At 75.7% G+C, this 25,801-nt stretch carries 22 protein-coding genes and 1 riboswitch; of the genes, 13 read left to right on the forward strand and 9 right to left on the reverse strand.

Translation table 11 applies throughout. The features are described from left to right. The first annotated feature begins 2 nt into the window (after positions 1 to 2). From ACZ7RU_RS20645 to ACZ7RU_RS20670, 6 genes are all read left to right on the forward strand, one after another. Entirely contained in the window at positions 3 to 1,094 is a 1,092-nt protein-coding gene (locus ACZ7RU_RS20645; protein ID WP_470342366.1) for an amidohydrolase family protein, read from the forward strand. Positions 1,095 to 1,210: 116 nt separating this feature from the next. Further along, positions 1,211 to 1,888 carry a uracil-DNA glycosylase gene (locus tag ACZ7RU_RS20650; protein WP_470342367.1) on the forward strand — a complete coding sequence of 226 codons (678 nt, stop codon included), beginning with the start codon at positions 1,211 to 1,213 and terminating at the stop codon, positions 1,886 to 1,888. 126 nt (positions 1,889 to 2,014) lie between these two features. After that, on the forward strand, positions 2,015 to 3,016 hold the full coding sequence (locus tag ACZ7RU_RS20655; protein ID WP_470342368.1) for an SCO1860 family LAETG-anchored protein: 1,002 nt from the start codon (positions 2,015 to 2,017) through the stop codon (positions 3,014 to 3,016). A 185-nt stretch (positions 3,017 to 3,201) separates the two neighbouring features. Continuing rightward, complete coding sequence (glnII, locus tag ACZ7RU_RS20660; protein WP_470342369.1) at positions 3,202 to 4,224, forward strand: glutamine synthetase; 1,023 nt, start codon at positions 3,202 to 3,204, stop codon at positions 4,222 to 4,224. A gap of 197 nt (positions 4,225 to 4,421) precedes the next feature. Then, entirely contained in the window at positions 4,422 to 5,039 is a 618-nt protein-coding gene (locus ACZ7RU_RS20665) for a hypothetical protein (protein WP_470342370.1), read from the forward strand. Between the two features lie 73 nt (positions 5,040 to 5,112). Continuing rightward, entirely contained in the window at positions 5,113 to 6,180 is a 1,068-nt protein-coding gene (locus ACZ7RU_RS20670; protein ID WP_470342371.1) for a cobalamin-independent methionine synthase II family protein, read from the forward strand. Between the two features lie 74 nt (positions 6,181 to 6,254). Here the strand turns inward: ACZ7RU_RS20670 and cobC are convergent, their stop codons facing one another. After that, a complete protein-coding gene (gene cobC / locus ACZ7RU_RS20675; RefSeq protein ID WP_470342372.1) occupies positions 6,255 to 7,301 on the reverse strand; it encodes an Rv2231c family pyridoxal phosphate-dependent protein CobC in 1,047 nt (348 codons plus the stop codon). After that, positions 7,298 to 7,801, reverse strand: coding sequence for a cobalamin biosynthesis protein (locus ACZ7RU_RS20680; protein ID WP_470342373.1), 504 nt, complete (start codon positions 7,799 to 7,801; stop codon positions 7,298 to 7,300). The genes cobC and ACZ7RU_RS20680 overlap by 4 nt, the downstream gene beginning before the upstream one ends. Positions 7,802 to 8,133: 332 nt before the next feature. On the opposite strand from ACZ7RU_RS20680, the gene ACZ7RU_RS20685 reads away from it, so the two are divergent. From ACZ7RU_RS20685 to ACZ7RU_RS20695, 3 genes are all read left to right on the forward strand, one after another. Further along, positions 8,134 to 9,573, forward strand: a complete 1,440-nt coding sequence (locus ACZ7RU_RS20685; RefSeq protein WP_470342374.1) for an MFS transporter — start codon at positions 8,134 to 8,136, stop codon at positions 9,571 to 9,573. Further along, complete coding sequence (locus ACZ7RU_RS20690) at positions 9,570 to 10,601, forward strand: TolB family protein (RefSeq protein WP_470342375.1); 1,032 nt, start codon at positions 9,570 to 9,572, stop codon at positions 10,599 to 10,601. Before ACZ7RU_RS20685 ends, ACZ7RU_RS20690 begins: the two co-directional genes overlap by 4 nt. A gap of 122 nt (positions 10,602 to 10,723) precedes the next feature. Next, entirely contained in the window at positions 10,724 to 11,623 is a 900-nt protein-coding gene (locus tag ACZ7RU_RS20695; RefSeq protein WP_470342376.1) for a hypothetical protein, read from the forward strand. A gap of 101 nt (positions 11,624 to 11,724) precedes the next feature. Here the strand turns inward: ACZ7RU_RS20695 and ACZ7RU_RS20700 are convergent, their stop codons facing one another. Beyond that, a complete protein-coding gene (locus tag ACZ7RU_RS20700) occupies positions 11,725 to 12,669 on the reverse strand; it encodes an EamA family transporter (RefSeq protein WP_470342377.1) in 945 nt (314 codons plus the stop codon). 142 nt (positions 12,670 to 12,811) lie between these two features. Between ACZ7RU_RS20700 and ACZ7RU_RS20705 the strand changes: the two genes are divergently transcribed. Together ACZ7RU_RS20705 and ACZ7RU_RS20710 are read left to right on the forward strand one after the other, a co-directional pair. Next, entirely contained in the window at positions 12,812 to 13,324 is a 513-nt protein-coding gene (locus ACZ7RU_RS20705; RefSeq protein WP_470342378.1) for a MarR family winged helix-turn-helix transcriptional regulator, read from the forward strand. A gap of 129 nt (positions 13,325 to 13,453) precedes the next feature. Continuing rightward, the gene (locus ACZ7RU_RS20710; protein WP_470342379.1) at positions 13,454 to 15,076 is read left to right on the forward strand and encodes an SMI1/KNR4 family protein; all 1,623 of its coding nucleotides are present in this window, start codon (positions 13,454 to 13,456) and stop codon (positions 15,074 to 15,076) included. A 69-nt stretch (positions 15,077 to 15,145) separates the two neighbouring features. Here the strand turns inward: ACZ7RU_RS20710 and ACZ7RU_RS20715 are convergent, their stop codons facing one another. Further along, positions 15,146 to 16,339, reverse strand: coding sequence for an FAD-dependent monooxygenase (locus tag ACZ7RU_RS20715; protein ID WP_470342380.1), 1,194 nt, complete (start codon positions 16,337 to 16,339; stop codon positions 15,146 to 15,148). 128 nt (positions 16,340 to 16,467) lie between these two features. On the opposite strand from ACZ7RU_RS20715, the gene ACZ7RU_RS20720 reads away from it, so the two are divergent. After that, positions 16,468 to 17,067, forward strand: coding sequence for a TetR/AcrR family transcriptional regulator (locus ACZ7RU_RS20720; RefSeq protein WP_470342381.1), 600 nt, complete (start codon positions 16,468 to 16,470; stop codon positions 17,065 to 17,067). Between the two features lie 110 nt (positions 17,068 to 17,177). Here the strand turns inward: ACZ7RU_RS20720 and ACZ7RU_RS20725 are convergent, their stop codons facing one another. Genes ACZ7RU_RS20725 through ACZ7RU_RS20745 form a run of 5 tightly spaced genes read right to left on the reverse strand, consistent with a single transcriptional unit; the run spans position 17,178 to position 23,854 of the window. Next, the gene (locus ACZ7RU_RS20725; protein WP_470342382.1) at positions 17,178 to 18,605 is read right to left on the reverse strand and encodes a cobyrinate a,c-diamide synthase; all 1,428 of its coding nucleotides are present in this window, start codon (positions 18,603 to 18,605) and stop codon (positions 17,178 to 17,180) included. Positions 18,606 to 18,609: 4 nt separating this feature from the next. Next, a complete protein-coding gene (gene cobO / locus ACZ7RU_RS20730; RefSeq protein ID WP_470342383.1) occupies positions 18,610 to 19,215 on the reverse strand; it encodes a cob(I)yrinic acid a,c-diamide adenosyltransferase in 606 nt (201 codons plus the stop codon). A gap of 6 nt (positions 19,216 to 19,221) precedes the next feature. Continuing rightward, a complete protein-coding gene (locus tag ACZ7RU_RS20735) occupies positions 19,222 to 21,354 on the reverse strand; it encodes a putative cobaltochelatase (protein ID WP_470342384.1) in 2,133 nt (710 codons plus the stop codon). Continuing rightward, positions 21,351 to 22,865 (reverse strand): cobyric acid synthase, encoded by a 1,515-nt coding sequence (locus tag ACZ7RU_RS20740; RefSeq protein WP_470342385.1) that lies wholly within the window; start codon positions 22,863 to 22,865, stop codon positions 21,351 to 21,353. Before ACZ7RU_RS20740 ends, ACZ7RU_RS20735 begins: the two co-directional genes overlap by 4 nt. Beyond that, positions 22,862 to 23,854 (reverse strand): cobalamin biosynthesis protein, encoded by a 993-nt coding sequence (locus ACZ7RU_RS20745; RefSeq protein ID WP_470342386.1) that lies wholly within the window; start codon positions 23,852 to 23,854, stop codon positions 22,862 to 22,864. The genes ACZ7RU_RS20740 and ACZ7RU_RS20745 overlap by 4 nt, the downstream gene beginning before the upstream one ends. Positions 23,855 to 23,961: 107 nt before the next feature. Continuing rightward, a riboswitch (cobalamin riboswitch) is annotated at positions 23,962 to 24,094 on the reverse strand. Positions 24,095 to 24,369: 275 nt separating this feature from the next. Between ACZ7RU_RS20745 and ACZ7RU_RS20750 the strand changes: the two genes are divergently transcribed. Then, entirely contained in the window at positions 24,370 to 25,491 is a 1,122-nt protein-coding gene (locus ACZ7RU_RS20750) for an alpha/beta hydrolase family protein (protein WP_470342387.1), read from the forward strand. The last annotated feature ends 310 nt before the right edge of the window (positions 25,492 to 25,801 follow it).

The raw sequence follows: 25,801 nt of genomic DNA on the forward strand, positions 1-25,801 counted from the left end.
CCATGAACGATGGTGCGGTGCTGCACGTGCGGGGTCGGGTGCTGGTCGGTCCGCAGGACGTCCGGGACGAACTCTGGGTGGTGGACGGCCGGGTGAGCTTCACCCGCCCGCCGACCGCCGGGGACGTGCGGACGGTGACCGGCTGGGTGCTGCCCGGCCTGGTGGACGCCCACTGCCACGTCGGCCTGGACGCCCACGGCGCGGTGGACGCCGAGACCAGCGAGAAGCAGGCGCTCACCGACCGGGACGCCGGCACCCTGCTGATCCGCGACGCCGGCTCGGCCGCCGACACCCGGTGGATCGACGAGCGCGAGGACCTGCCCCGGATCATCCGGGCCGGTCGGCACATCGCCCGCACCCGCCGCTACATCCGCAACTACGCGCACGAGATCGAGCCCGGCGACCTGGCCGCCTACGTCCGGGCCGAGGCCCGGCGCGGCGACGGCTGGGTGAAGCTGGTCGGCGACTGGATCGACCGCGAGCGCGGCGACCTCGCCGCCTGCTGGCCCGGCGACGCGCTGGCCGAGGCGATCGCGGCGGCGCACGAGGAGGGCGCCCGGGTCACCGCGCACTGCTTCTCCGCCGAGTCGCTGCCGGACCTGCTGGCGGCCGGGATCGACTGCGTCGAGCACGCCACCGGGCTGACCGAGGAGCTGATCCCGGCCTTCGCCGAGCGCGGGGTGGCGATCGTGCCGACCCTGGTCAACATCGCCACCTTCCCGGACCTCGCGGCCGGCGGCGAGGCCAGGTTCCCGGCCTGGTCGGCGCACATGCGGCGACTGCACGAGCACCGGTACGACACCGTGGGCGCCGCGCACGACGCCGGCATCCCGGTGTTCGTCGGCACCGACGCGGGCGGCTCGCTGGCGCACGGGCTGGTCGCGGACGAGGTGGCGGAGCTGGTCCGGGCGGGGCTGAGCCCGGCCGAGGCGCTGTCGGCGGCGAGCTGGGGGGCGCGCGCGTGGCTGGGGCGGCCGGGGCTGGAGGAGGGCGCGCCGGCGGACTTCGTGGTGTACGCGCAGGACCCCCGGGAGGACGTCCGGGTGCTCGCGGACCCGCGGCTGGTGGTGCTGCGGGGGCGGCCGGTCGGGTAGCCGCGCCGGGGCCGCGGGGGCGGTAGGCCGGATGGTCGCGGACCCCTCCCGACTGGCCCCGACCGCATGATCATCCGCCGAAAGCCCTGTCGGTGTAGGCCGATAGGGTGGCCACCATGGCACCGCGTCCACTGAACGAGATCGTCGAGCCCGGCTGGGCCGCCGCCCTGGAACCCGTCGCCGGACGGGTCGCCGCGATGGGCGACTTCCTGCGCGCCGAACTGGCCGCAGGCCGTACCTACCTGCCTTCCGGCCCGAACGTGCTGCGCGCCTTCCAGCAGCCCTTTGCCGACGTGCGGGTGCTGATCGTCGGGCAGGACCCGTATCCGACCCCCGGCCACGCCGTCGGGCTCAGCTTCTCGGTGGCGCCGGAGGTGCGGCCGATCCCGGCGAGCCTGATCAACATCTACCGGGAGTACGGCACCGACCTCGGCCTGCCGCAGCCCTCCAACGGGGACCTCACCCCGTGGACGAACCAGGGCGTGCTGCTGCTCAACCGGGTGCTCACCGTCCAGCCGCGCAAGAGCGGCGGGCACCGGGGCAAGGGCTGGGAGGCGGTCACCGAGCAGGCGATCCGGGCGCTGGTGGCGCGCGGCGGCCCGCTGGTGGCGATCCTGTGGGGCAGTGACGCCCGGAACCTGCGCCCGCTGCTGGGCAACGTCCCGTCGGTGGAGTCGGTCCACCCCAGCCCGATGTCGGCCGACCGCGGCTTCTTCGGCTCGCGGCCGTTCAGCCGGGCCAACGAGCTGCTGGTGCGGCAGGGGGCGCAGCCGGTGGACTGGCGGCTGCCGTAGCAGAGATGGGTCGGCACGGAACGCCAATCTCACTCCAACGGGTGAAATGACTTTCTGTGTTACTCATGTGACGGATTGTTCGAGAAGACTGGCGGCTCATCGTTTCATCTGTGTGGGGGTATCGCCATGTCTTCTCGCCGAATCGTTTCCGCCGCCGCGGCCACCGCCATAGCGGCGAGCACACTGCTCACCGCCGCGCCCGTCCACGCCGCCGAACCCGCCCCGTCGCCCGGCAAGGCGCGCGCCGTCGCCGCCGAACTCGACCTGGACGTCAGCCTGTTGAACAAGGCGGTGGACGTCCCGGTGAACATCGCGCTGAACAAGGTGGAGTCGCCGGCCCAGCGATGGGGGTCCCCCCAGCCGGAGGCTGGGGGAGGCTCCGTCCTGACGGCCACGGTGGCCGGGGTCGACCAGACCGGCCCGGTCGAGCTGGTCAAGGCCGACATCGGGAAGTCGGTGACCCGCGTCGACGCCAAGGGCGCCACCGCCTCCGTCAAGCTGGTCAACGCCGACGTGCACGCCCCCGGCCTGCCCGCCACCGCGCTGCTCGGCCTGGAGGCGATGAGCGCCGAGGCGACCTGCCCGGTGGACGGGCGGCCGACCGCCGACGTCATCGCGCCGGTCAGGCTCAGCGTGCTCGGCAAGCCGGTCACCGTCGGGCTGTACGGGCCGACCAAGGTGGACGTGCCGCTGATCGGCAGCGTCTCGGTGGAGTTCTCCAAGAAGACCGTCACCACGACCACCGCCGCCGCCTCGGCCCTGGAGGTGCAGGTGGAGGTGAACCCGCTCAACCTGAACGTCGCCAAGGTCACCGGGAAGATCACCGTCGCCTCGGTGAGCTGTGAGAAGCCCGCCGCGCCGCCGGCCACCCCGTCCGGCCCGGCCGCCCCGAGCGCCGCGCCCGCCGGCACGCCCGCCGCCCAGCCGGTCGCCGACACCACCGCCTCGCGCACCGCCGTCCCGCAGGCCGCGGTGGAGAAGCCGGAGAAGGCGGAGAAGCTGGCCGCCACCGGCGGCAGCAGTGCCACCGGGCCGCTCGCCGCAGGGGCCGCCGCCCTGGTCGCGGGCGGGGCGGCCGCGCTGTGGGCCACCCGGCGCCGTCGCGCCGCGCACGCCCGTCGTCACTGACCACGCCCGTGCCGTCACCGACGGCACCCGGAGCGGCGGGAGTGCCACCCCCGGCACTCCCGCACCGTGACCGTGCCAATGCGGACGGTTGGTTCACCTGCGTGTTACATGAGAGGAACAACCGGGAAACGGCGGCTTGCGACGCTACGCGGGCACCCACCACCCAGCAATGCGAGGGACACGCCGTGGCAATCAAGGCCGAGTACATCTGGATCGACGGCACGAAGCCGACCGCGAAGCTCCGTTCCAAGACTCGCGTCCTGCCCAACGCCGACAAGATCCCCACCTGGGGCTTCGACGGTTCCTCGACCAACCAGGCCGAGGGCCACGCCTCGGACCGCGTGCTGGACCCGGTGAAGGTGGTGCCGGACCCGATCCGCGGCGGCGACAACATCCTGGTGCTCTGCGAGGTCCTGGAGACGGACGGCACCCCGCACGTCTCCAACACCCGCGCCCTGCTGCGCGAGGTCGCCGAGAAGTACGCCTCCCAGGAGGCGATCTTCGGCATCGAGCAGGAGTACACCTTCTTCAAGGGCTCCCGCCCGCTCGGCTTCCCGGAGGGCGGCTTCCCGGCCCCGCAGGGCGGCTACTACTGCGGCGTCGGCGCCGAGGAGGTCTTCGGCCGCGAGATCGTCGAGCTGCACCTGGACCGCTGCCTCGACGCCGGCCTGGCCATCTGCGGCATCAACGCCGAGGTCATGCCCGGCCAGTGGGAGTTCCAGATCGGCCCGGTCGACGCGCTGAGCGTCTCGGACGACATGTGGATCGCCCGCTACCTGCTCTACCGCACCGCCGAGGAGTTCGGCATCGACGCCACCCTCGACGCCAAGCCGGCCCGGGGCGACTGGAACGGCGCGGGTGCCCACACCAACTTCTCCACCAAGGCGATGCGCGAGGGCTACGACGCCATCATCACCGCCTGCGAGTCGCTCGGCGCCTCCCAGGAGAAGGTGCTGGAGCACGTCAGCCAGTACGGCGACGACATCCAGTCCCGCCTGACCGGCAAGCACGAGACCGCCCCGTGGAACGTCTACAGCTACGGCGTCTCCGACCGCGGTGCCTCCGTGCGCATCCCGTGGCAGGTCGAGGTGGACAAGAAGGGCTACATCGAGGACCGCCGCCCGAACGCCAACGTCGACCCCTACGTCGTCACCCGCCTCCTGATCAACACCTGCTGCGAGGCCCTGGAGAAGGCCGGCCAGGTCTGATCCACCGCCGCACCCGGCACCCGCACCGCACCGCGGTGCACCCGTACCACACCCGCAGGCCCCTTCCCGACCCGGGAGGGGGCCTGCGGGCGTTGTCCGGGAGGGGGCCACGGGCGGCCCTCGGCGCCCGGTGCGGGGCCCGATCGTGACCCGGCGACCGCTGGTCAAGCGTCTCCGCCGGACCGAGAATTCATGGCATGACCCAGCAGCCCCTGCTCCTCCTCGACGTGGACGGACCGCTCAACCCCTACGCCGCGCCGAAGCGGAAGCCCGAGGGCTACGCCACCCACCGGCTGCGCCCGTCCTGGTGGGTGGCGAAGCAGGAGCACCTGGCGGCGGTCCAGGCGCGGCAGACGACGCGCGCCAAGCACGCCAAGCCGCCCGCCGTCCGGGTCAAGCCGCTGCGGGTCTGGCTGAACCCGTCGCACGGCGAGGAACTGCTGGCGCTGCCGTACGAACTGGTGTGGGCCACCGGGTGGATGGGCGAGGCGAACACCCTGATAGGGCCGCACATCGGCCTGCCCGAACTCCCGTACATCAGCTGGTCGGACCTGTTCGGCGCGAATCCGGACGGACTGCACTGGAAGACCAGGGACGTGGTCGCCTGGGCCGCCGGGCGCCCCTTCGTCTGGGTGGACGACGAACTCGGCCCGCAGGACCAGGAGTGGATCGCCGCCCACCACCCCGGGCCGGCGCTCGCCCTGCACGTCAACCCCCGGATCGGGCTGCTGGCCGAGGACTTCGCCCGGCTGCGGGAGTGGGCCGAAGACCAGTGCCGCGATGGGGGCGTGCACCGGGGGCGTTGGGGCGCGTAAGGCGTGAACGGTCCGGTGAAGTGCGCCGCGCGCCCCATTGTGGTCCCGGCACCACCCTTTCTAACGTCCAGTCATGACCATCTTCACGGAGCCCATCGGCAGCATCCCGCGGCCGCGCACCCTGCTGAACGCCCTCGCCGAGCACGCCGAAGGACGGCTCTCCGACACCGATCTGAAGAAGCTGCAGGACGAGGCCACCGCCGACACCCTGGCCAAGCTGGAGGAACTGGGGTGCCCCGTCCTGGTGGACGGCGAGCAGGCCAAGCCGAGCTTCGTCACCTACCCCCTCGCCGGGCTGGCCTCCCTCGACGGGGGCGGCGCCGTCATCCCCTTCGCCGACGGGCACACCCGGCAGCTGCCGCGGCTGACCGCCGGGCCCTTCCGGTACCAGGTCCGGGCCGAGAGCTACCTGCGCGACGCCCGCCGCCACACCGAGCGGCCCGTCAAGCAGGCCGTCATCGCGCCCTCGGCGCTCAGCCTGCTCTACCCGGCCGACGGCATCGACGGGTACTCGCGCGAGGAGTTCCTGCGGGACCTGGCCGACGAGGCCGAGGCCGACATCCGCGGCTGCCTGGACGCGGGCGCCCACGCCGTCCAACTCGACTTCACCGAGGCGCGGTTGTCGCTCAAGCTGGACCCGTCCGGTGGCCTGCTGGACGACTTCGTGGCCCTCAACAACCAGGTGCTCGAACGGTTCACCGAGGAGGAGCGGGGCCGCCTCGGCGTGCACACCTGTCCGGGCGGGGACCAGGACTCCACCCACAGCCTGGACGTCGACTACGCCGAACTGCTGCCGAAGCTCTTCCGGCTCAAGGTCGGCAACTTCTACGTGCAGCTGGCGAGCGAGGCCGACCCCGAGCGCGTCCTCGCCGTCATCGCGGAGCAACTGCGCCCCGGGATCCGGGTGTTCGTCGGGGTGACCGACCCGATCGACCCCAGGGTGGAGAGCCCGGAGGAGGTGCGCGACCGGGTGCTGACCGCGGCCCGGCACATCCCGGTCGACCAGCTCGGTACCACCGACGACTGCGGGTTCTCGCCGTTCGCCGACGACGCCTCGACCTCGCGCGAGACCGCCTTCGCCAAGATCGCGGCCCGGGTGCAGGGCACGGCCATGGCGGCGGAGGTGCTCGGGGCCCAGTAGGCCCGCGCCGCGCGCGGTGTCCCGCCCCCTTCGTCCGTCGGCCAGCCGGACGGAGGGGGCCGGACGCGCGCCGTTCAGGCCGAACCGAGCACGGCTTCCAGGGCGTTGAGGAAGCGGTCGGTGGTGGCCTCGTCCCGGACGGCGATCCGCAGCCACTCCTCGCCCAGCCCCGGGAAGGTGTCCCCGCGCCGGACGGCGAAGCCGTGCTCGCGCAGCCGCTGTCGGACGGCCGCCGCCTCCGGCAGCCGTACCAGGACGAAGGAGGCGGCCGGTTCGCCGTACAGCCGCACGGAGGGGAAGGCGGCCAGGCCCTTCACCAGGTGCTCGCGCCGGAGCGCCAGCTCGGCCGCCGCCTGCTCCGCCTCGGCGAGCGCCGCCGGGCCGCTGCACGCCTCGGCGGCTGCCAGCGCGGGGGTGGAGACAGGCCAGAGCGGCTGGGCGGCGCCCAGCTCGGCGATCAGCGGCGCAGGCCCCAGCACGTAGCCGATCCGCAGTCCGGCCAGCCCCCAGGTCTTGGTGAGGCTGCGCAGCACGACGACCCGGCCCGGCAGGTCCCGGACGGCAGCGAGGGACTCCCGCTCGCCCGGGACGGTGTCCATGAACGCCTCGTCCACCACCAGGGTGCGACCCGGTCGGGCCAGGGCGGCGACCGCCTCGGCGGGGTGCAGCACGGAGGTCGGGTTGGTCGGGTTGCCGAGGACGACCAGGTCCGCCTCCTCGGGGACGGCGCCCAGCCGGAACCCGTCCCCGGGGGAGAGCAGCACCCGGTGCACCCGGTGTCCGGCGTCCCGCAGGGCCGCCTCCGGCTCGGTGAACTGCGGGTGCACCACGACGATGTGACGTGGCGTCAGTACGCGCGCCAGCAGGACGAAGGCCTCCGCGGCGCCCGAGGTGAGCAGCACCTCCTCGACCGGGCGGCCGTGCCGGGCGGCCACCGCGGCGCGCGCGGCGCTCTGGTCGGGGTAGGCGGCGAGGTCGCCGAGGGTGGCGGCGAGGTGCTCGCGCAGCCAGGTCGGGGGAGTGCCGGTGCGGACGTTGACGGCGAGGTCGACCAGGCCGAGCCCGTCGGCGCGGACCTCGGCGTCGCCGTGGTGGCGCAGGTCGGGTTCGGCGGCGGTCACGAGGGGTCTCCTAGCGGGGTGGTGCGGGTCGTACGGGCGGTGCGGGCGGTCCCGGGGGCGGGCGGACGGTCCGGGTGGTCGTCGCGGCCGCCGGCGGGCGCGACGGCGCGGGCGATCGCGACCGTGGCCCGTGCCGACTTCCGCTTGGTGACCACGAGCCGGCCGCCCGGCGCGCTGGCCAGCGCCGCCGCCTCGGCGACGCTCGCAGTGCCGACGGCCGTACCGACCGCGGGGGAGGGGTTCGGCACCGGCACGCCCGCCAGTGCCTCGGGCGGGTGCTCGTCCACCGGCACCCCGGGGAGGTGGTCGACCGTCCAGCGCACCGCCGGGTGGTCCGCCTTGCCCGCCACGGTGGCCAGCCGGGCCACGGCGGCGAGCGGCAGGCCGGACTCCCGGAGGGTGTCCGTCAACAGCCGCAGCACCTCGGTCCGTTCGGCGCCGCTGCTCGCGCCGATGCCGACCACCAGGGTGCGCTGGGCGCCGGCGACCAGTCCGCTCACGTGCCGCACCCTTTCGTCCCGAACCCGGTGATCCCACCACGCCCGGTCGGAACGGGTCAATCGCGGCGGGTGTGACGTCCGACGCCGGTCCCGTCGCCCCCGGTCCGCCCCGGGCGTGGCAGCTGTTCGTCTGTTCTTCATCCGCATTGTGCGGTACACGACACCATGACGCTCCTACTGTTCTCGGCGCTCCCGCCCAGGACGCCCCGACCTCCGGAGGACCCCATGGCCTTCGCACGACCGCGCACCCCCGCGACCCCCGTCCCCGGCACCCCCGCCGCCGCCTCCCCCTCGCGCCCCGGCCGCGCCACCGGAATCCGGAACTGACGCCCGTGTACGTCGCGGACTCCCGCAGCTCGAAGGCCCCGGCCGCGTCGGGCCCCACCGCGTCGGGCCCCGGCGCGTCGACGCCCGCCGGGCCGGCCGCCGGGCGGGCGCGGCGGGGCGCCGTGCCCGGCGCGGTCATCGCCCTCGGCGCGGTCAGCCTGGTCACCGACGTCTCCTCCGAGATGGTCACCGCCGTCCTCCCCCTCTACCTGCTCACCGGCCTCGGCCTCTCCCCGCTCGGCTTCGGCCTGCTCGACGGCGTCCAGAACGGCTTCAGCGCCCTGGTCCGGCTGGTCGGCGGCCACCTCGCCGACCGCCGCGGCCGCGACGGCGCCGCCCGCCACAAGGCCGTCGCGGCCGTCGGGTACGGGCTGTCCGCGCTGTGCCGGCCGCTGCTGCTGTTCGTCCACACCGTGCCGCTGATCGGCGCCGTGATCGCCGTCGACCGCACCGGCAAGGGCCTGCGCACCGCGCCCCGGGACGCGATGATCTCGCTCGCCACCGAACCCGCCCACCGCGGCCGGGCGTTCGGCGTGCACCGGGCGATGGACACGGCCGGCGCCCTGCTCGGCCCGCTCACCGCCTTCCTGGTGCTGCGGCTGGCCGGCGGTCCGCTGCTCGCCGACGGCGGCGAGCGGCACGGCTACGACGCGGTGTTCACGGTCAGCTCGTGCGTCGCGGCGCTCGGCGTCCTGATCCTGCTGCTGTTCGTGCCGAACCGGCAGCAGGGTGACGACTTGTCGACTTCCACGCCCTCGCTGCGCGACAGCCTCACCCTCCTGCGGCTGCCGGGGCTGCGCCGGTTGACGCTCTGCGCCGTCCTGCTCGGCCTCACCACCGTCAGCGACTCCTTCCTCTACCTGCTCGTCCAGCGCCGGCTGGACCTGCCCGTCGGCCTGTTCCCGCTGCTGCCGCTGGGCACCGCCGCCGCCTTCCTGCTGCTCGCCGTCCCGCTCGGCGCGCTCGCCGACCGGATCGGCCGCCACCGGCTCTTCCTCGCCGGGCACGGGGTACTGCTGCTCGCGTACGGGCTGCTGCTCTCGCCGCTGCGCGGGCTGCCGGTGGCGGTCTGCGTGCTGGTGCTGCACGGCACCTTCTACGCGGCCACCGACGGCGTGCTCGCCGCCGCGGCCGCCGACGCCGTGCCCGCCGAGCAGCGCGGCGCCGGGCTGTCCCTGGTCGGCACCGGACAGGCGCTGGCCCGGTTCGCCTGCTCGCTGCTGTTCGGCGCGCTGTGGGGCGTGGTCGGCGGTCCGGCGGCGCTGGGCTGGTCGGCGGGGGCGCTGGCGCTGTGCGTGCTCGGCGCGGCGGCGGTGCTGCGCCCGTCCGGACCCGCCGCGGACGGACCCGAGCCCGACGCCCGGCGGCCCGAGCCCGATCGGCCGGAGCCCGACGCCGGGCAGCCCGAGCCCGATGTCGCGAAGACCCCGAAGGAGACCCGATGAACCTGCGGAACCGGACCAGGGTGATCATCCTGCTGGTCGCCGTCGTGCTGCTCGGTGCGGTCGGCACCGGGGCCGTCCTGTACGCCGCCGACCGCACGGCCCGCCGGGACCGGGCCCAGCCCGGCGGGCCGTCCGTCGAATCCGGCCCGGTGTCCCTCCAGGCGCGCGGCGGCGGACGACAGCTGCTGTTCCGCAACATGGCCTGGGGCCCGCACCGGGACGAGATCACCACCGTCACCGCCGACCACCCGGACGGTCCGCGCACCGCCTCCGGCGTCCGGTGCCTGCGCTTCCACGCCGCCGCCGGCACCGGCATCTGCCTCCAGGCCCAGCACGGCGCGCTGGAGGACACCTACCGCGCCGTGGTGCTGGACGACCACCTGCGCGAGCTCCGCTCGTTCCCGGCGGCCGGCATCCCCACCCGCTCCCGGGTCTCCCCGTCCGGGCACCTCGCCGCCTGGACGGTCTTCGTCAGCGGCGACTCCTACGCGGGCAGCGACTTCTCCACCCGCACCTCGATCGTGGACGTCCGGGACGGGAACCTGCGGGAGAACCTGGAGGACTTCGCCGTCGTCCTGGACGGCCACCCGTACCAGGCGCACGACGTCAACATCTGGGGCGTCACCTTCGCCGACGACACCACCTTCTACGCCACCCTCGCCAGTGCCGGGCGGACCCACCTCGTCCGCGGCGACCTCACCGCCCGCACCCTGACCACCCTGCACGACAACGTCGAGTGCCCCTCGCTCTCCCCGGACGGCACCCGCGTCGCGTACAAGAAGCGCGTCCCCGGCCTGCCCGCCGACTCCCCGTGGCGGCTGTACGTGCTCGACCTCGCCACGATGACCGAGACCGCCACCGCCGAGCAGCGCAACATCGACGACCAGGCGCTCTGGTCCGGCGACGGCACGCTGGTCTACGCGCTGCCCGGCGACTACGGTGCCGACCTGTGGACCGTCCCGGCGGACGGTTCGGGCGGCGCGCAGCAGGTCACCGGCGCCGCTGTCGCCCCCGCCTACCTGGGCTGAGGAACTCTGGGCTACGGTCCCACGTCGAGCAGAGTGTGACGTCCTGATCAGGCGTCGAGAACGAATGTCCTGATCAGACGTCCTGATCGAGCGTTCTGATCGAACGGGGGAGCGAGACAACCGTGGACGGCATCCCACCCGAGCGCATGGTGACCGACTCCTGGCCCGCCCTGCACGGCCGGCCGGTCCTGCGGCGCACCGTCGCCGTCGGACTGGTGCTCTGCGTGTCCGTCGCCGCCGCCCTCGTGGTGCGCGGCGTCAACACGTTCACCGCCGGCCGCACCGGCCGCGAGACCGACCGCGACCGCGCCGAACGCCTGGCCGGCTTCCACCCCTCCCAGCACCCCGGGGTCGGCCGCTTCTACGTCCCGGTCGGCGCCGTCTACACCCACACCTCCGACGGCGCCCCGGTCGCCTACCTGCACTACCGCCTCGGCGGCGGCAAGGCCCCCGGCCTCGGCGACTTCCTCAGCGCCTACGACCTGCCCTCCCCCGGCCCGGCCGCCCGGCTGCCGGCCGACCTGCTCGCGGCCCTCGGCGGCGACGAGCCGGCCGAGGCTCCGGAGCTCCCCGAGTCCCCGCTGCCGCCGGCCCCCTCTCCCTCTCCTTCCGTCACCCCCACCGCCACCGAGAGCCCAGCGCCGACGGCCGACCCCGCCGACCCCGCCGACCCCGTCGGCCCGTCCGGCCCCACCACGGAGCCCAGTGAGCCCCCGGCCGACTCCGGGGGCCTCGCCGCCGACTCCGAGGCCTCCGTCGCCGATCCTGCGGCCCCCGCTGCCGACCCCGAGGCCCCGGCCGCCGATCCGGCCCCCGCCGTCGTCCCGGCCCCGGCCCCGGTGCCGGAAGCGCCCACCCCCGAGGACCCCGCTCCGGCCGTGGCCCCCACCCCGACCTGGACCCCCTCGCCGAGCCCCACCGGCCTGCCCGGCCACGCTCCCACCGTCCGCCGGATCTACGTCGCCACCATCCCCGGCGGCCTCCCCGGCGCCGCCGACATCTACGTCCGCGCCACCGGCTGACCCGCGGCCCGTCCGCGCGCCCCTGTGGAGCGCCGCCGACACGCCCGCGCCCCCGCCGAGAGGGACTTCGGCGGGGGCGCGCGCGTGCGGGGCGGTGCCGGTCAGCGGGTGACGGCCGGTTCGGGCCGGGGGACGGGGGTCGCGGCGGGGACCGGCGCCGGAGCGGGGACCGGGCTCGGGGCCGCGGTGCGGCGGGCGGGGGCCTGGCCGGCGAGCATGGCGGCGAGGGCGAGGAGGAGGCCGAGGACCTGCCAGGGGGTCAGGGTCTGGCCCAGGACGACGAGGCCGCCGAGGGTGGCGACCACCGGGTTGATCAGGCCCAGGAACGAGGCCGGGCCGGCGCCGAGGTGTTCGATGCCGCGGAACCAGAGGAAGTAGCCGAGCGCGGTGCCGACCAGGCCGAGGTAGCCGAAGCCGGCCAGGTTGGCGGCGCTCAGGGCGGGCGGCGCGCCCTCGACGACGGCGGCGAGCGGGACGAGGAAGACCGAGCCGGCCAGGAGCTGCCACGCGGTGAGGTCGAGCAGGGTGGCGCCCTCGGGGCGGCCCCAGCGGCGGGTCAGGACGGTGCCCATGGCCATCAGCGCGACCCCGGCGACCATCGCGGCGATCCCGACGCCGTTCAGTCGGGCGCCGCTCTTGAGCACCAGCAGGGCCACTCCGCCGACCCCGACCAGTCCGGCGATCACCGCCCGCCGGCCGGGCCGGACCCGCAGCACGCCGATCGAGAACCCGGTGACCAGCAGCGGCTGGATCGCCCCGATGGTGGCGGCGACGCCGCCGGGCAGGCGGTAGGCGCCGACGAACATCAGCGGGAAGAACAGCCCGATGTTGAGCATCCCGAGTACGGCCGCGCGCCCCCACCAGCGCCCCTTGGGAAGTCGGCGGCCGATCAGCAGCAGGAGCAGTCCGGCGGGGAGCGCACGGAGCGCGGCGAGCAGCAGCGGGCGGCCCTCGGGCAGCAGCTGGGTGGTGACCAGGTAGGTGGTGCCCCACGCGGCCGGGGCGAGAGCGGCGGTGGCGGCGATCGCTGCGCGCTTGCGGTCCATGACGTCCCCCTGAACGTTGATTATCTGAACGTTGAGATATTTCTACGCTCCGGATCGGCGAACGTCAAGTATGTGAATGTTAAGATATCTGCGTAGGGCAGACGGACGACTTCGGACAGACGGCTCCGGGAGGGCGACGGGCATGCAGCAGCAGCGCGACACCGTGGACGACATCGTCGAGCAGTGGGCCCGGGCCCGCCCCGACCTGGACGCCGGGCCGATGGCCCTGATCGGGCGGCTGCGACGGCTCAACGCCCGGGTCGACAACGCCCTGCGCGAGTACTTCACCGAATGCGGCCTGGACTCCTCCGAGTTCGACGTGCTGGCCACCCTGCGCCGCTCCGGCGAGCCGTACGAGCTCAACGCCCGCGCGCTGCTCAAATCCGCGATGGTCACCTCCGGCGCCATCACCAACCGGGTCGACCGGCTGTCCGCCAAGGGCCTGGTCGAGCGCAACCCCTGCCCGACCGACCGCCGCGCCGTCCTGGTCCGCCTCACCCCGGCCGGCAAGGACCTGATCGACGGAGCCCTGGCCGGCCACGTCCACAACGAGGAGCGCATCCTCTCCCCCCTCGACGCGGACGAGCGCACCCGGCTCGACGCCCTGCTGCGCAAGCTCCTCATCGCGCACGGGGACACCGAGCCGCTCCTCTGAACCCGCGCCGGGCCCCCTGGCCCGGGTCCCGGGGCCCCGCGCCCGGCGCCGGGCGCGGCACCCCGCCCGGGTGCTGTCGGTGGCCCCTGACATGCTGTCCCGCACCACGGAGCGCGGGAGGGCGGGGCAGTGATCGAGGACGCCGGACAAGTCGAGGGGCCGGTGGCCGGCGTGGCACGGCGGATCGCCGAGCGCATCGTCGCCGCGGCGCCCGAGGGCTGGACGGAGGCCGTGCTCGCCGTCTCGGCGGGCCCGGGCGGGATCTCGTACTCCGGTGACCACGTCGTGCCCGGCGCGGTCGGCCGCGGCACACCGGTGCGGGCGCCCTTCGGGGAGCTGTACCAGCTGTCCGAGGGCGTCCGGCAGGCCCGCGGCTGGCGGCGGATGACGCTGGAGCTGCGCTGCCGCCCGTCCGGGGAGCACGAGCTGACCGCGTTCGACGACTCGCTCGACAGCCTGCGCTCGTCCGGCGACGGCTTCCTCGCTGTCCTGGACGACGACTACCGGCTGCCGGTGCCCGGCGCCGACCAGGAGCCCGGCACCGCCGTCCCGGCCGGCGACCCGGCCCTCGCCGTCGCGCACTTCCGCACGTACCTGGAGCGCCGCGCCGCCATCCTCGGCCGTCCGGACCGGCTGCCGCCGGCCGCCTCCGACACCGGGATCGAGGCCGTCGAACGCCGCCTCGGCCACGCCCTGCCCGCCGACCTGCGGGCCCTCTACCGGATCGCCGACGGCGACGAGGCCGACAGCCGGCACGGCCACCTCGTCGGCGGGTACGGCTGGCTGCCGCTGGCCGGCATGGCCGCCGTCCACGAGCACGTGAGCGCTCCCGCCTGGTTCGGCTGGAGCCTCGGCTGGAACGCGGTCGTCCTCGACGCCGACCCGCCGGAGACGGTGCGCCGCTGCGGCGGCCACCCGGCCTGGCTGCCGTTCGCCACCGGCGGGGACGGCAACTACCTCGCCGTCGACCTCGCCCCGGCCCGCGACGGCCGCCCCGGCCAGGTGATCCGGATCGGCCGCGACCACGACGAGGGGCCGCAGTACGTGGCCGAGTCCGTGACGGCCCTCTTCCGCCGGTACGCGGACCAGCTGGCGGCGGGCGCGTACGAGGTCGACGAGGACTGGATCGGGCTGACCGGCGGGGCCCTCCGCGAGGAGGCGTCCGGCACCGACCGGGCGTCCGTCCGGCGGGAGGTCATCGGCGCGATCCCGGACCCCGTCCCGCCGTACCTCCAGGCGCTGCACGTCAACGACGCGGCCGGGCCGGTCGACCTCTCGCCCCTCGCCGCCGCGCCCCTGCTGCGGCGGCTGCACCTCAACCGCTCCGTCACGGCCGACCTGACGCCGCTGCGCGAGCTGCCCGTGGAGTCCCTGCGGGTCACCCTGGCGGGCGGCGACCTGACCCCGCTGGCGGGCCACCGCGAGCTCCGGGCGCTGGAGTTGGCGACACCCGCGGAGGGCGGTGCGGAGCCGCTCGACCTCGCCGCGCTGCGGACGGTGCCGAACCTGCGCGCCCTGGACCTCGCCGGTGCCGCCGTGCGCGACCTGACCGTCCTGGCGGACCTCCCCGAACTGCGCTACCTCGCACTCGACGGCCGCCAGTGGGCGCGGCTCTCGGCGGCCGGCCGGATCCCGGCCGGTCTCGCCGCCGTGCGCCTCACGGACCGCGCGGCCCCGATGGCCGACGCCCTGGCCTGGGCCGCCGGGCTCGGTCTCGACACCGGGGACGCCCTCCGCCTGCGGCTGCGCTGACGGGCGGGGCGGCGCGCACCAGCCCGCGCCCGGCCTCGACCCCGCTCGGCGGGCGGTGGGGTGCTTCCCTCACCGCGCCCCGCGCAGGGTCGGCGGCTGCCAGTCGTACGTCGGGGCCGAGCGGCTCAGCAGGGCGCGGGCGGGGAGGAGGCCGGCGAGGGTGAGGGCGGTGGTGCGCAGGGCGGTGGCGGCGGGGGAGCGGAGGGCGACGAGGTCGCCGATGCGGCGGGAGCCGGCGACGACGGCGGTGGTGCGGGGGAGCCGGGCGGCGGTGTAGTCGGGCAGGGCGGCGGCCGGGTCGGCGCCGGGGGTGAGCACGGAGGCGAGGACGAGGGCGTCCTCGATGGCCTGGCAGGCGCCCTGGCCCTGGAAGGGGCACATCGCGTGGGCGGCGTCGCCGAGCAGGGCGACCCGGCCGTGGTGGTGGGCGGGCAGCGGGTCGGCGAGGTCCCAGACGTCGTGGCGCAGGACGCGCTCGGGCTCGGCCAGGGCGAGCAGCTGCGGTACGGGCGCGCACCAGTCGCCGTACCGGCGCAGCAGTTCGGCCCGCTCGTCGCCGTCGGCGGCCCGCTCGCCGGCCGGGGCCAGGGCGGCGCCGTAGAGGTAGACCCGGCCGTCGGCGAGCGGGACGATCCCGGCGAGCCGCCCGCGGCCCCACACCTCGCCGACGGCGGCCGGGCGGCGGTCGGGGGTGACGATGGTGCGCCAGGTGGTGAAGCCGCTGTAGCGGGGGCCGGGGTGCCCGGGGAAGAGCAGGCCGCGGGTCGCGGAGCGGATGCCGTCGGCGGCGACGACCAGGTCGGCGGCCTCCTCCCCGTCGGGGGTGCGGACGACGGCGGGCTCGGTGGCGTTGCCCGGGGTGACGAGGGTGGCGGACGACCCGGTGCGGACGGTGCCCGCCGGGAGCGCGTCGACCAGGGCGGTGATGACGTCGGCGCGGGCCACGGCGGCGATGGTGTCGCCGAAGTAGGCCTCGAACGCCGAGGTGCTGGTGCGGGCGAGCCAGCGGCCGGAGGGGTGGCGCAGGCCGATGGCGGGGTGCGGGGTGGCCAGGGCGCGCAGCCGCCCGCCGATGCCGAGCCGGTCGAGGGAGCGCAGGGCGTTGGGGGCCAGGGCGAGCCCGGCGCCGACTGGTTCGAGGGAGTCGGCCCGCTCGTGGACGCGCACCGGGAAGCCCTGCCGATGGAGGGCGAGGGCGGCGGCGAGCCCGCCGATGCCGCCGCCGATGACGACAGCCTGCTGCCTGTCCTGAGGGCTGTCCATGGGTGGGCTCCTCTCCTGGCACTACATCCGTAGTGTCTGTCTGCCAGCACCGTACTACAGATGTAGTGTGCGGGCACTACTCCTGTAGTGAATTGGCTCGCCCGAGGTGAAAGGCCATGATCGGACCCATGACATCCCCGCGCCCGACCCTGATCGCCGACGCCGCCATCGCCCTGGTCGCCGAGCGCGGCCTGCGCGGGCTGACCCACCGCGCCGTGGACGAGGAGGCGGGCCTGCCCGCCGGCTCGACCTCCAACCTCGCCCGGACCAGGGCCGCCCTGCTCGAACTCGCGCTGACCCGGATCGCCGAGCGGGAGACCGAGGACTACCCGGTCCTCACCGCGGAGCCCCCCGCCGCGGCCTCGCCCACCCCCGCCGCCGCGCGGGACCTCCTGGTCCGGGTCGGCGCCGATCTGCTGCACCGGGCGCTCACCAGCGGCCGCCGGCTCACCGTGGCGCGGTTGGAGCTCGCCCTGGAGGCCACCCGGCGGCCCGAACTGAGGGTCGTCTACGACCGCTTGGGCGGGCGCTTCGCCGGCATCGCCGCCGAGCTGCTCGCGCAGTGCGGTTCGGCCGAACCGACGGCCGACGCCCGCCGTCTGATCCGCTGGTGCGACGGGGTGCTGTTCAACGCGACGGCGGGCAGCGGGCACTGGAACATCCCGGCGCCGGAGGAACTGCGCGACGAGGTGTCGTGCTACCTGGCCGCGCTGCTCGGCCGGGGGTAGCCCGCGGTCCCCCGCGCCCCGGACCACCGTCGAGGACGATCACATGCGTGCGCGCAGCACAGGGCCGCGCAGTCCGGGGAACGCCTTGGGCCGAAGCCCCGGCCGCCGAACTACGCGGCTCCGTCGGTCTCCGGCGGGAGGGCCCCCGCCGGGAGGATTCCCGCCGGGAGGGCCCCCGCCGCGAAGGCCGCCGCCGCGGCCGCGAAGGAGGACGCCAGCGCCGGAGCGCCCGCCCAGTGCAGGTGCAAGTACGAGGCGTGCACGTTGCCGCCCGCGAAGCCCTCGGTGCGGGGGCCGGTCGGCAGGCGCCAGCCCCAGGCGGGGAGTTCGCCCGCGCCGGGGTCGCAGACCGTGCGGTGGAACTCGTGCCCGCGCAGCCGGGTGCCGGCCGGTGCCAGCGGGGAGTCGTGCAGGGCGACCGCCTCCCGGTAGCCGAGGGTGAGCCGTTCGGTCATCCGGGCGTCGGTGGGCAGCACGCCGCACATCGGCAGACCGTCCAACTCCCGCCCCAGGTAGAGCAGTCCCGCGCACTCGGCGGCGATCGGCCCGCCCGCGGCGGCGAACCCGGCGATGGCCGCGCGCAGTCGGGCGTTGCCGCTCAACTCGCGGACGTACAGCTCCGGGAAGCCGCCGCCGATGACCAGGCCGGCCGTCCCCTCGGGCAGTTCCGAGGCGTGCAGCGGGTCGAACGGGACCACCTCCGCGCCCGCCGCGCCGAGCAGTTCGGCGTTCTCGGCGTACGAGAAGGAGAAGGCCGGGCCGCCCGCCACCGCGATCCGCGGCCGGCCGGCCACCGGGGTGGCCTCGGCCGACGGGTCCCACGGTTCGGCGTCCAACTCCGGTGCCGTCCGGGCCAGTTCCAGCACGGCGTCCAGGTCGACCGAGGAGGCCACCAGTTCGCCCATGTCGGCGACCGCCTTGAGGGCCTCCGCCGAGCGCTCCACCGCCGGGATCAGCCCGAGGTGGCGGGACGGGGTGGCGACCGCCGCGGAGCGGCGCAGCGCGCCCAGCACCGGCACGCCGGAGCCCTCCTCCAGGGCCTCGCGCAGCAGGTGCTCGTGCCGGTCGGAGGCGACCCGGTTGAGGATCACCCCGGCGAGCCGCACCTGCGGATCCCAGGAGGCGAAGCCGTGCACCAGCGCGGCCACCGAGCGGGACTGCGAGGAGCCGTCCACCACCAGCACCACCGGCGCCCGCAGCAGCTTGGCGACGTGGGCCGTGGACGCCAGCTCCCCGCGCCCGGAGGCGCCGTCGAACAGGCCCATGACCCCCTCGACCACCGCGACGTCCGCCCCGGCCGCGCCGTGCAGGAACAGCGGCGGGATCCGCTCCGGCCCGCACAGGAAGGCGTCCAGGTTGCGGCCCGGGCGCCCGGCGGCGAGCGCGTGGTAGCCCGGGTCGATGTAGTCGGGGCCGACCTTGTGCGGCGACACCGCCAGCCCGCGCGCGGCGAGCGCCGCGATCAGGCCGGTGGCGACGGTGGTCTTGCCGGCGCCCGAGGAGGGCGCGGCGACGACGAGGCGGGGGATGCTGCTCAACGGTCTACCACTCGATGCCGCGCTGGCCCTTGCGGCCGGCGTCCATGGGGTGCTTGACCTTGGTCATCTCGGTGACCAGGTCGGCGAAGCCGGTCAGCGCCTCGGGCGCGTACCGGCCGGTGATGACGACGTGCTGGCTGCCCGGGCGGTCCCTGAGCACGGCCACCACCTCCTCCGGGTCGATCCACCCCCAGTGCATCGGGTAGGTGAACTCGTCCAGCACGTAGAAGCGGTAGGTCTCGGCCGCGAGGTCCCGCTTGACCTGCTCCCAGCCCTCCTTGGCCGCCTCCTCGCTGGACATCTCCTGCTCGGCGGAGCGCTGGATCCAGGACCAGCCGGAGCCCATCTTGTGCCAGTCGACGGTGCCGCCCTCGCCGGAGGCGCCGAGCACGCGCAGCGCGTTCTCCTCGCCGACCTTCCACTTGGCGGACTTCACGAACTGGAACACCCCGACCGACCAGCCCTGGTTCCAGGCCCGCAGCGCCATGCCGAACGCGGCCGTGGACTTGCCCTTGCCGGGGCCGGTGTGCACGGCGGTGATCGGCAGCGTACGGCGCTGGCGGGTCGTCAGGCCGTCTTCGGGGACGCTCTCGGGGACACCCTTGGGCATGTCGGCTCAGGCCGCCTTTCGCATCGAAGCAGTCGAAGTGGCACCACGGGTCCCCGGGCGGTTCCCGGTGCGGTTCTCGCGGACGAGCGAGGCCACGCCCTCGGCGCGCAGCTCGTCCAGGCTGACGGCGGTGCCGCCGAGAAGTCCGGCCAGCGTACGGGCCAGCCCCAGGCGGACCGGGCCGGACTCGCAGTCCAGCACCACGCTCGCGGTGCCCTGCGCCGCGAACAGCGCGGCCGCGCGGCGCGACCGGGCGAGCGCGTCCTGCCCGCCGGTGGCCCGGCCGTCGGTCACCACGACCAGCAGCGGGCGCCGGTTCGGGTCGCGCAGCCGCTCCACCCGCAGCACCTCGTGGGCGCGCAGCAGGCCGGCGGCCAGCGGGGTCCGCCCGCCGGTGGGCAGCGACTCCAGCCGGGCCGCGCCGACCTCCACCGAGGAGGTCGGCGGCAGCGCCAGCTCGGCGCCGGTGCCCCGGAAGGTGACCATGCCGATCTTGTCGCGGCGCTGGTAGGCGTCCATCAGCAGTGACAGCACCGCGCCCTTGACGGCGGTCATCCGCTGCCGGGCGGCCATCGAGCCGGAGGCGTCCACCACGAACAGCACCAGGTTGGACTCCCGTCCCTGGCGCACCTGTTCGCGGAAGTCGTCCTTCTTCAGGACCAGCGCCCGCCCGGTGCGCCCGCGCGCCGCCTGGTGGGGCGCGGCGGCCTGGAGGGTGGCGGTCAGGTGCAGCCGGCCCAGCGCGCCCTGCGGGCGGCGGGCGCGGATGGTGTGCCCGCCAGTGGTCTCGGCGGGGGAGCGGCGGCCCTGGGCGCCGTGCCCGGTGCCCTTGACGGTGAACAGACGGGTCCGGTACGGGTCCCCGGCCGCGACCGGTGCCGACTCCCGCGCGGGGGACGGCTGTTGGGCCGGTACGGGCGGCTGCGCGGGCTCCTCGGCGGCCTCCGGGCCGTCCGGGCCTCCGCTGCCGTCGAGACCCTCGTGGCCTTCGGGGGCGGACGGCTCGGGGGCGCCACCGCCGTCGGGGCCCCCGCCGTCGGGACCGTCCCCGTCCGGCCCGCCGTCCTCCGGCCCGCCGTCGCCGTCCGGGCCGGGCCCGTCGCCCTCGGGCTCCGGGTCGTCCTGCTGCGCGTGCTCCTCCAGCGTCCGGTCCAGCTGATCCTCGTCCAGCCCGGGCGCGTCGAAGGGGTTGCGGCGGCGCCGGTGCGGCAGCGCCAGCTGGGCGGCCTTGCGGACGTCCTCCTCCAGCACCTCGGTGCGCCCGTCCCAGGCGGCCAGCGCCACGGCGGTGCGGGCCATCACGATGTCCGCGCGCAGCCCGTCCACCTCGAACGCGGCGCACACGGCGGTGATCTGACGCAGCGCCACCTCGGTCAGCTCGACGTCGGGCAGCAACTCCCGTGCCTTGGTGATGCGTTCGGCGAGCGCCCGCTCCTGCTCGGCGAACCGCGCGGCGAAGCCGGCCGGGTCGGCGTCGTACGCGAGCCGTCGGCGGACCACCTCGGCGCGCTCGGCCGGGTCCCGGGTGGCGGCGATCTCGACGGTCAGGCCGAACCGGTCGAGCAGCTGCGGCCGCAGCTCGCCCTCCTCCGGGTTCATGGTGCCGACCAGCAGGAAGCGGGCGGCGTGCCGCACCGACACGCCCTCGCGCTCGACGTAGGAGCGGCCCATCGCGGCGGCGTCCAGCAGCAGGTCCACCACGTGGTCCTGGAGGAGGTTCACCTCGTCGATGTAGAGCACGCCGCGGTGGGCCCTGGCGAGCAGCCCGGGCTCGTAGGCCTTGACGCCCTCGGCCAGTGCCCGCTCCAGGTCGAGCGAGCCGACGATCCGGTCCTCGGCCACGCCGACCGGCAACTCGACCAGCTGGGAGGGCCGTTCGGAGGCGGACGGGGAGACGTGCGGGCCGTCCGGGCACTGCGGGTCGGGCGCGCCCGGGTCGCAGGCGAAGCGGCAGCCGTCCACGGTGGCGATGGACGGCAGCAGGCCGGCCAGCGCGCGCACCATGGTCGACTTCGCGGTGCCCTTCTCCCCGCGCACCAGCACGCCGCCCACGGCCGGGGAGACCGCGTTCAGCAGTAGCCCGAGCCGCAGGTCGGCCATGCCGACGATCGCGGTGAACGGATAGCGGACGTCGGTCATGCGTCACTCCCAGGGGCCCCGGGCGGCAGGAACGGCAGCGATCCGGCCGCCGGCACCCCGCCCTCGATCAGCTTCCACAGCGCGTCGGTGTCCGCGTGTTCCTCGATCAGGTCGCCCAGCCGGTCCAGCCGGGCCTCGCGTGCCGCGGCGAAGCAGGTGTCCGGCGCCGGGACGAACGCCCGGCCGGACGACTCGGCGACCTCGCGCAGGAGTTCACGGCGGAACCCGTCGTTCTCCAGCGCGCCGTGCCAGGTCGTGCCCCAGACCGCGCCCACCCGGCAGCCGTCCAGGAACGGGGTGCCGCCCTCGACCGCCACCACACCGTGGTGGATCTCGTAGCCCTCGACCCGCTGCCCGTACGCCTCGCCGACCGGCCGCGCCAGCACCTTCTCGGCGCCGAACCGCACCCGGGTCGGCAGCAGGCCGAGCCCGTCGACGGCGCCCGCCTTCGACTCGACCTCGTCCACGATCGAGTGCGCCAGCATCTGGTAGCCGCCGCAGACCCCGAGGACCGGCAGTCCGGCCGCCGCCCGCGCCTTCAGGGCCGGCTCCAGGCCGCGCTCGCGCAGCCAGGCGAGGTCCGCGACGGTGGCCCGGGTGCCGGGCAGCACCACCAGGTCGGCGTCGGCCAGCTCCTCCGGCCTGGTCGCCCAGCGCACCAGCACGCCCGGCTCCTGCGCGAGCGCGTCCAGGTCGGTGAAGTTGGACAGCCGGGGGAAGCGCACCACGGCCACCCGCAGCACGTCCGCGCCGAGCGGTCCGGGCCCGTCCGTCCGGTCGACCACCGTGGACAGGTCCAGCGAGTCCTCGGCGTCCAGCCAGAGCCCGGGCAGCATCGGCAGGGTGCCCAGCACCGGACGTCCGGTCAGCTCGTGCAGCATCTCCAGTCCGGGCGCCAGCAGCCGCGTGTCGCCGCGGAACTTGTTGACGAACCAGCCCGCCACGTGCCGCTGGTCCTCCGCCGACAGCAGCGCCAGCGTCCCGTACATCGCGGCGAAGACCCCGCCGCGGTCGATGTCCCCGACCACCACCACCGGCAGGGCGGCGGCCGTGGCCAGGCCCATGTTGGCGATGTCGCGGTCGCGCAGGTTGATCTCGGCGGGCGAGCCCGCGCCCTCGCAGACCACCACGTCGTAGCGGCGGCGCAGGTCGGCCAGGCACTCCAGGGCGCGCTCCAGCAGGACGGGCTTGCGCTCGCGGTAGTCCAGCGCGCCCACCTCGGCCACCGGCCGGCCGAGCAGCACCACCTGGCTGCGGCCGTCCGCGCCGGGCTTGAGCAGCACCGGGTTCATCGCCGCCTCCGGCTCCACCCGGGCGGCCTGCGCCTGCATCGCCTGGGCACGGCCGATCTCGGCGCCGTCGGCGGTGACGAAGGAGTTCAGCGACATGTTCTGCGCCTTGAACGGCGCGACCCGCACGCCCTGGCGGGCGAGCCAGCGGCAGATCCCGGCCGTCACCACGCTCTTGCCCGCGTCCGAGGTCGTCCCCGCGACCAGCAGCGCGTTCGTCATGCCCGCCCCCTCCTCTTCAGCAGCGTCCGCAGCAGGACGTGCCCCGCGACCGTCGTACCCAGCGCCAGTGCGCCCACCCGCCGGGAGAGCGCGCAGGCCCGTTCGATGTCGTCCACCGTCACCGGGCGCAGCTCCGCGCCCAGCACCGGCCGCTCCTCCACCCGCTCGCCGTACCGCAGTGTCCCGCCCAGCCGCACGCCCACCGCGCCGGCGAACGCCGCCTCGGCCTGGCCCGCGTTCGGGCTCGGGTGCGCGGAGCCGTCGCGCCGCCAGACCCGCCAGGCGGTCCGCGGTTCGGGCGCGGCGGCCACCGTCAGCAGCGCCGTCAGCCGGGCGCCGGGCCAGCCCGCCAGGTCGTCCAGCCGGGCCGAGGCCCAGCCGAACCGGGCGTAGCGGGGCGAGCGGTGGCCCACCATGGCGTCCAGGGTGTTCACGGCGCGGAAGGCCAGCAGGCCGGGGGTGCCGGCCAGGGTGCCCCAGGTCAGCGCGTTCACCACGGCGTCGGCGGTGTTCTCGGCCACCGACTCGACCACGGCCCGGGCGATCTGCTGCCCGTCCAGCGCGCTCGGGTCCCGCCCGCACAGGTGCGGCAGCCGCTCCCGGGCGGCCGCGAGGTCGCCCGCGGCGAGCGAGCGGCCGATGGTGCGCGCCTCCCGGGTCAGCGAGGTGCCGCCGAGCACGGTCCAGGTCGCGGCCGCGGCCAGCGCCGCCCGGCCCAGCGGGCGCCGGCCCACCGTACGGTCCAGGGCGAGGGCGCCCGCCGCGACCGCGCCGACGCACAGCGCCGTGTACCCGGCCCCGGCGGCGCGGCCGTCGCGCCACAGCCGCCGCTCCAGGCGGGTCGCGGCACTGCCGAAGACGGCCACCGGGTGACCCCGGCGGGGGTCGGCGAAGCGGGTGTCGGCGGCGTAGCCCGCGGCGGCGCCGAGCGCGAACGCGGCGGCGTGGGTCAGCGGGCGCGGAGCGGGGGAGGCGGTGAGCGGGGTCATCGGCCGCACGGCGGTGGGCAGCTCGGAGTCCGGCCGGGCGGGGCAGCCTGCATCGCGTGCGTGTCCTCACTCAGGGTCCGCGCCCTGGATCGACGTGACGGGGGCGAGAGTCTCCTGGCTTCCGGGTCGAACGCACTCCCGGAGCCTTCCAGCGGCCGTCGACGGCCCGCCGTGGCGATGTTCCGAGCGTGCTCCCCGGTGACAGTGGCGGGACCGCGCCGGACTTCCACCGGCTTCCTCTCCATGCCTCCGTTTGGCCCCAGGATCCCATCACGGGCCCGAACCGGGAGTCAACCGAGGTCACGGAGGGGTTGGTCACACGCGGGCGCTGACACCCCGTGGGATTCCCGGCACCGGCAGCAGCACCGGCAGCAGCACCGGCATGGCGCCGGCCCCGCCGCCGGCCCGCCGCCCGGATGACCCGGACGGCCCATCCGGATGGCCGGGCGGGCGGGGCGCCGGTGAACTGGTGCTCGAACACCGTCCGGTCCGAGAGCAACAGAGCGGGGAGCGAAATGCGTTGGGGAACCGCCGCCGTCGTGGCGGCCGCCGCGGTCGGGGCCACCGCGGTCGGGGCCGCCGTGCTGGTGATCGGCCGTCGGGCCTCCGAGCGGATGGTCCGTCCGGCGCCCGCCGTCCGGGAGTCCGGGCCGGTCGTGGTCCGCGGCCTCGCCCCCGGCCGGGTCACCTTCACCCGCGGGCACGCGAGCCTGCGTCCCGGCCGCTGGGCGGTCGAGTGGGCGGACGGCGGGCACGCGGTGGTCGAGGAGGTCCTGCACAGCGACGAGCGGGGCGTCACCCGCCGGCTGGTCCGCGCCGACCGGGGCACCCTCGCCCCCGGCACCGAGGTCCGCTTCACCCCCCGGGTCCTCCTCGGCGACCCCACCGAGGCGCTCGGCCTCGCCTTCGCCGACACCTTCGCCGACGGCGAGCTCGGCGCGCTGCCGGCCTGGCAGCTCGACGGCAGACGCGGCACCTGGGTGATCCTGGTGCACGGCCCCGAGGCCGACCGCCGGCAGACCCTCCCGGTGCTCCCCGTGCTCGACCGGCTCGGCCTGCCCGCCCTCGCCGTCACCTACCGGGGCGACCGGGGCGCCCCCCGCTCCCCGGACGGGCTCAGCCACTTCGGCGAGACCGAGTGGCGCGACGTCGAGTCGGCGGTACGGCTGGCGCTCGACAGCGGCGCGGGCAAGGTGATCCTCTACGGCTGGTCCCTCGGCGCGACCATGGCCCTGCGGACCGCGACCCGCTCCGCCTGGTCGCACGCCGTCCGGGGCCTGATCCTGGACTCGCCGGTGCTCGACCTCCCGGCCTCCGCCCGCCGGGACGCCGCCCGGGCCGGTTTCCGGGGCGTCGCCTCCGAACTCGGCGCCCTCGCCGCCGAGGGCCGCACCGGCGTCGACCTCGCGGACCTCGCCCGCCTCGCCGACGGCACCGACCTGCGGGTGCCCACCCTCGTCCTGCACAGCCCGGAGGACCGGATCGCGCCCTTCGGCACCGTCGAGAAGCTGGCCGCGGCCCGCCGCGACGTGGTCAGCCTCCAGCCCTTCCCGGGCGCCGACCACGCCACCCTCTGGAACACCGCCCCCGACCGCTACACGGAACTCCTCCGTCGCTGGCTCACACCGCTGCTGTAGCCCCCGGCAGCCCCCCCTCGCGCGCGCGGCGTTCCCGGCCGGGCCCGGACGGTTTTTCCGCCGCGCCGCCCCCCGTCCACTAATGGCGCTTTCCTCCGTTCCGCCCGGCGTGCGCGAGAAGTCGACCCGGCCGACTTCTCGCGCCGTGCGCTCCCCCCGACCCGCCCGCCAGCCGTCCGGAATCGGGCTGGACACCCCTGCCGGGCCTGGGCGGCGCGGATTTCCCGCACGCAATCGGACCCGCCGTCAGGGGCGACAATTGGCCCGGCTCCTTACCCCCCTCCCGTACGCACGGTGACCGGCCGAGTAT

The sequence above is a fragment of the Kitasatospora sp. NPDC114501 genome, from assembly GCF_055633695.1.

Bases quoted from the DNA above. Each gene is read 5' to 3' on its own strand.
- ACZ7RU_RS20715 (WP_470342380.1), bottom strand. From the start codon at position 16,339: ATGGACAGCCCTCAGGACAGGCAGCAGGCTGTCGTCATCGGCGGCGGC.
- ACZ7RU_RS20665 (WP_470342370.1), top strand. From the start codon at position 4,422: ATGACCCAGCAGCCCCTGCTCCTCCTCGACGTGGACGGACCGCTCAAC.
- ACZ7RU_RS20645 (WP_470342366.1), top strand. From the start codon at position 3: ATGAACGATGGTGCGGTGCTGCACGTGCGGGGTCGGGTGCTGGTCGGT.
- ACZ7RU_RS20655 (WP_470342368.1), top strand. From the start codon at position 2,015: ATGTCTTCTCGCCGAATCGTTTCCGCCGCCGCGGCCACCGCCATAGCG.
- ACZ7RU_RS20745 (WP_470342386.1), bottom strand. From the start codon at position 23,854: ATGACCCCGCTCACCGCCTCCCCCGCTCCGCGCCCGCTGACCCACGCC.
- ACZ7RU_RS20650 (WP_470342367.1), top strand. From the start codon at position 1,211: ATGGCACCGCGTCCACTGAACGAGATCGTCGAGCCCGGCTGGGCCGCC.
- ACZ7RU_RS20690 (WP_470342375.1), top strand. From the start codon at position 9,570: ATGAACCTGCGGAACCGGACCAGGGTGATCATCCTGCTGGTCGCCGTC.
- ACZ7RU_RS20705 (WP_470342378.1), top strand. From the start codon at position 12,812: ATGCAGCAGCAGCGCGACACCGTGGACGACATCGTCGAGCAGTGGGCC.
- ACZ7RU_RS20735 (WP_470342384.1), bottom strand. From the start codon at position 21,354: ATGACCGACGTCCGCTATCCGTTCACCGCGATCGTCGGCATGGCCGAC.
- cobO (WP_470342383.1), bottom strand. From the start codon at position 19,215: ATGCCCAAGGGTGTCCCCGAGAGCGTCCCCGAAGACGGCCTGACGACC.
- ACZ7RU_RS20700 (WP_470342377.1), bottom strand. From the start codon at position 12,669: ATGGACCGCAAGCGCGCAGCGATCGCCGCCACCGCCGCTCTCGCCCCG.
- ACZ7RU_RS20720 (WP_470342381.1), top strand. From the start codon at position 16,468: ATGACATCCCCGCGCCCGACCCTGATCGCCGACGCCGCCATCGCCCTG.
- ACZ7RU_RS20740 (WP_470342385.1), bottom strand. From the start codon at position 22,865: ATGACGAACGCGCTGCTGGTCGCGGGGACGACCTCGGACGCGGGCAAG.
- ACZ7RU_RS20670 (WP_470342371.1), top strand. From the start codon at position 5,113: ATGACCATCTTCACGGAGCCCATCGGCAGCATCCCGCGGCCGCGCACC.
- ACZ7RU_RS20750 (WP_470342387.1), top strand. From the start codon at position 24,370: ATGCGTTGGGGAACCGCCGCCGTCGTGGCGGCCGCCGCGGTCGGGGCC.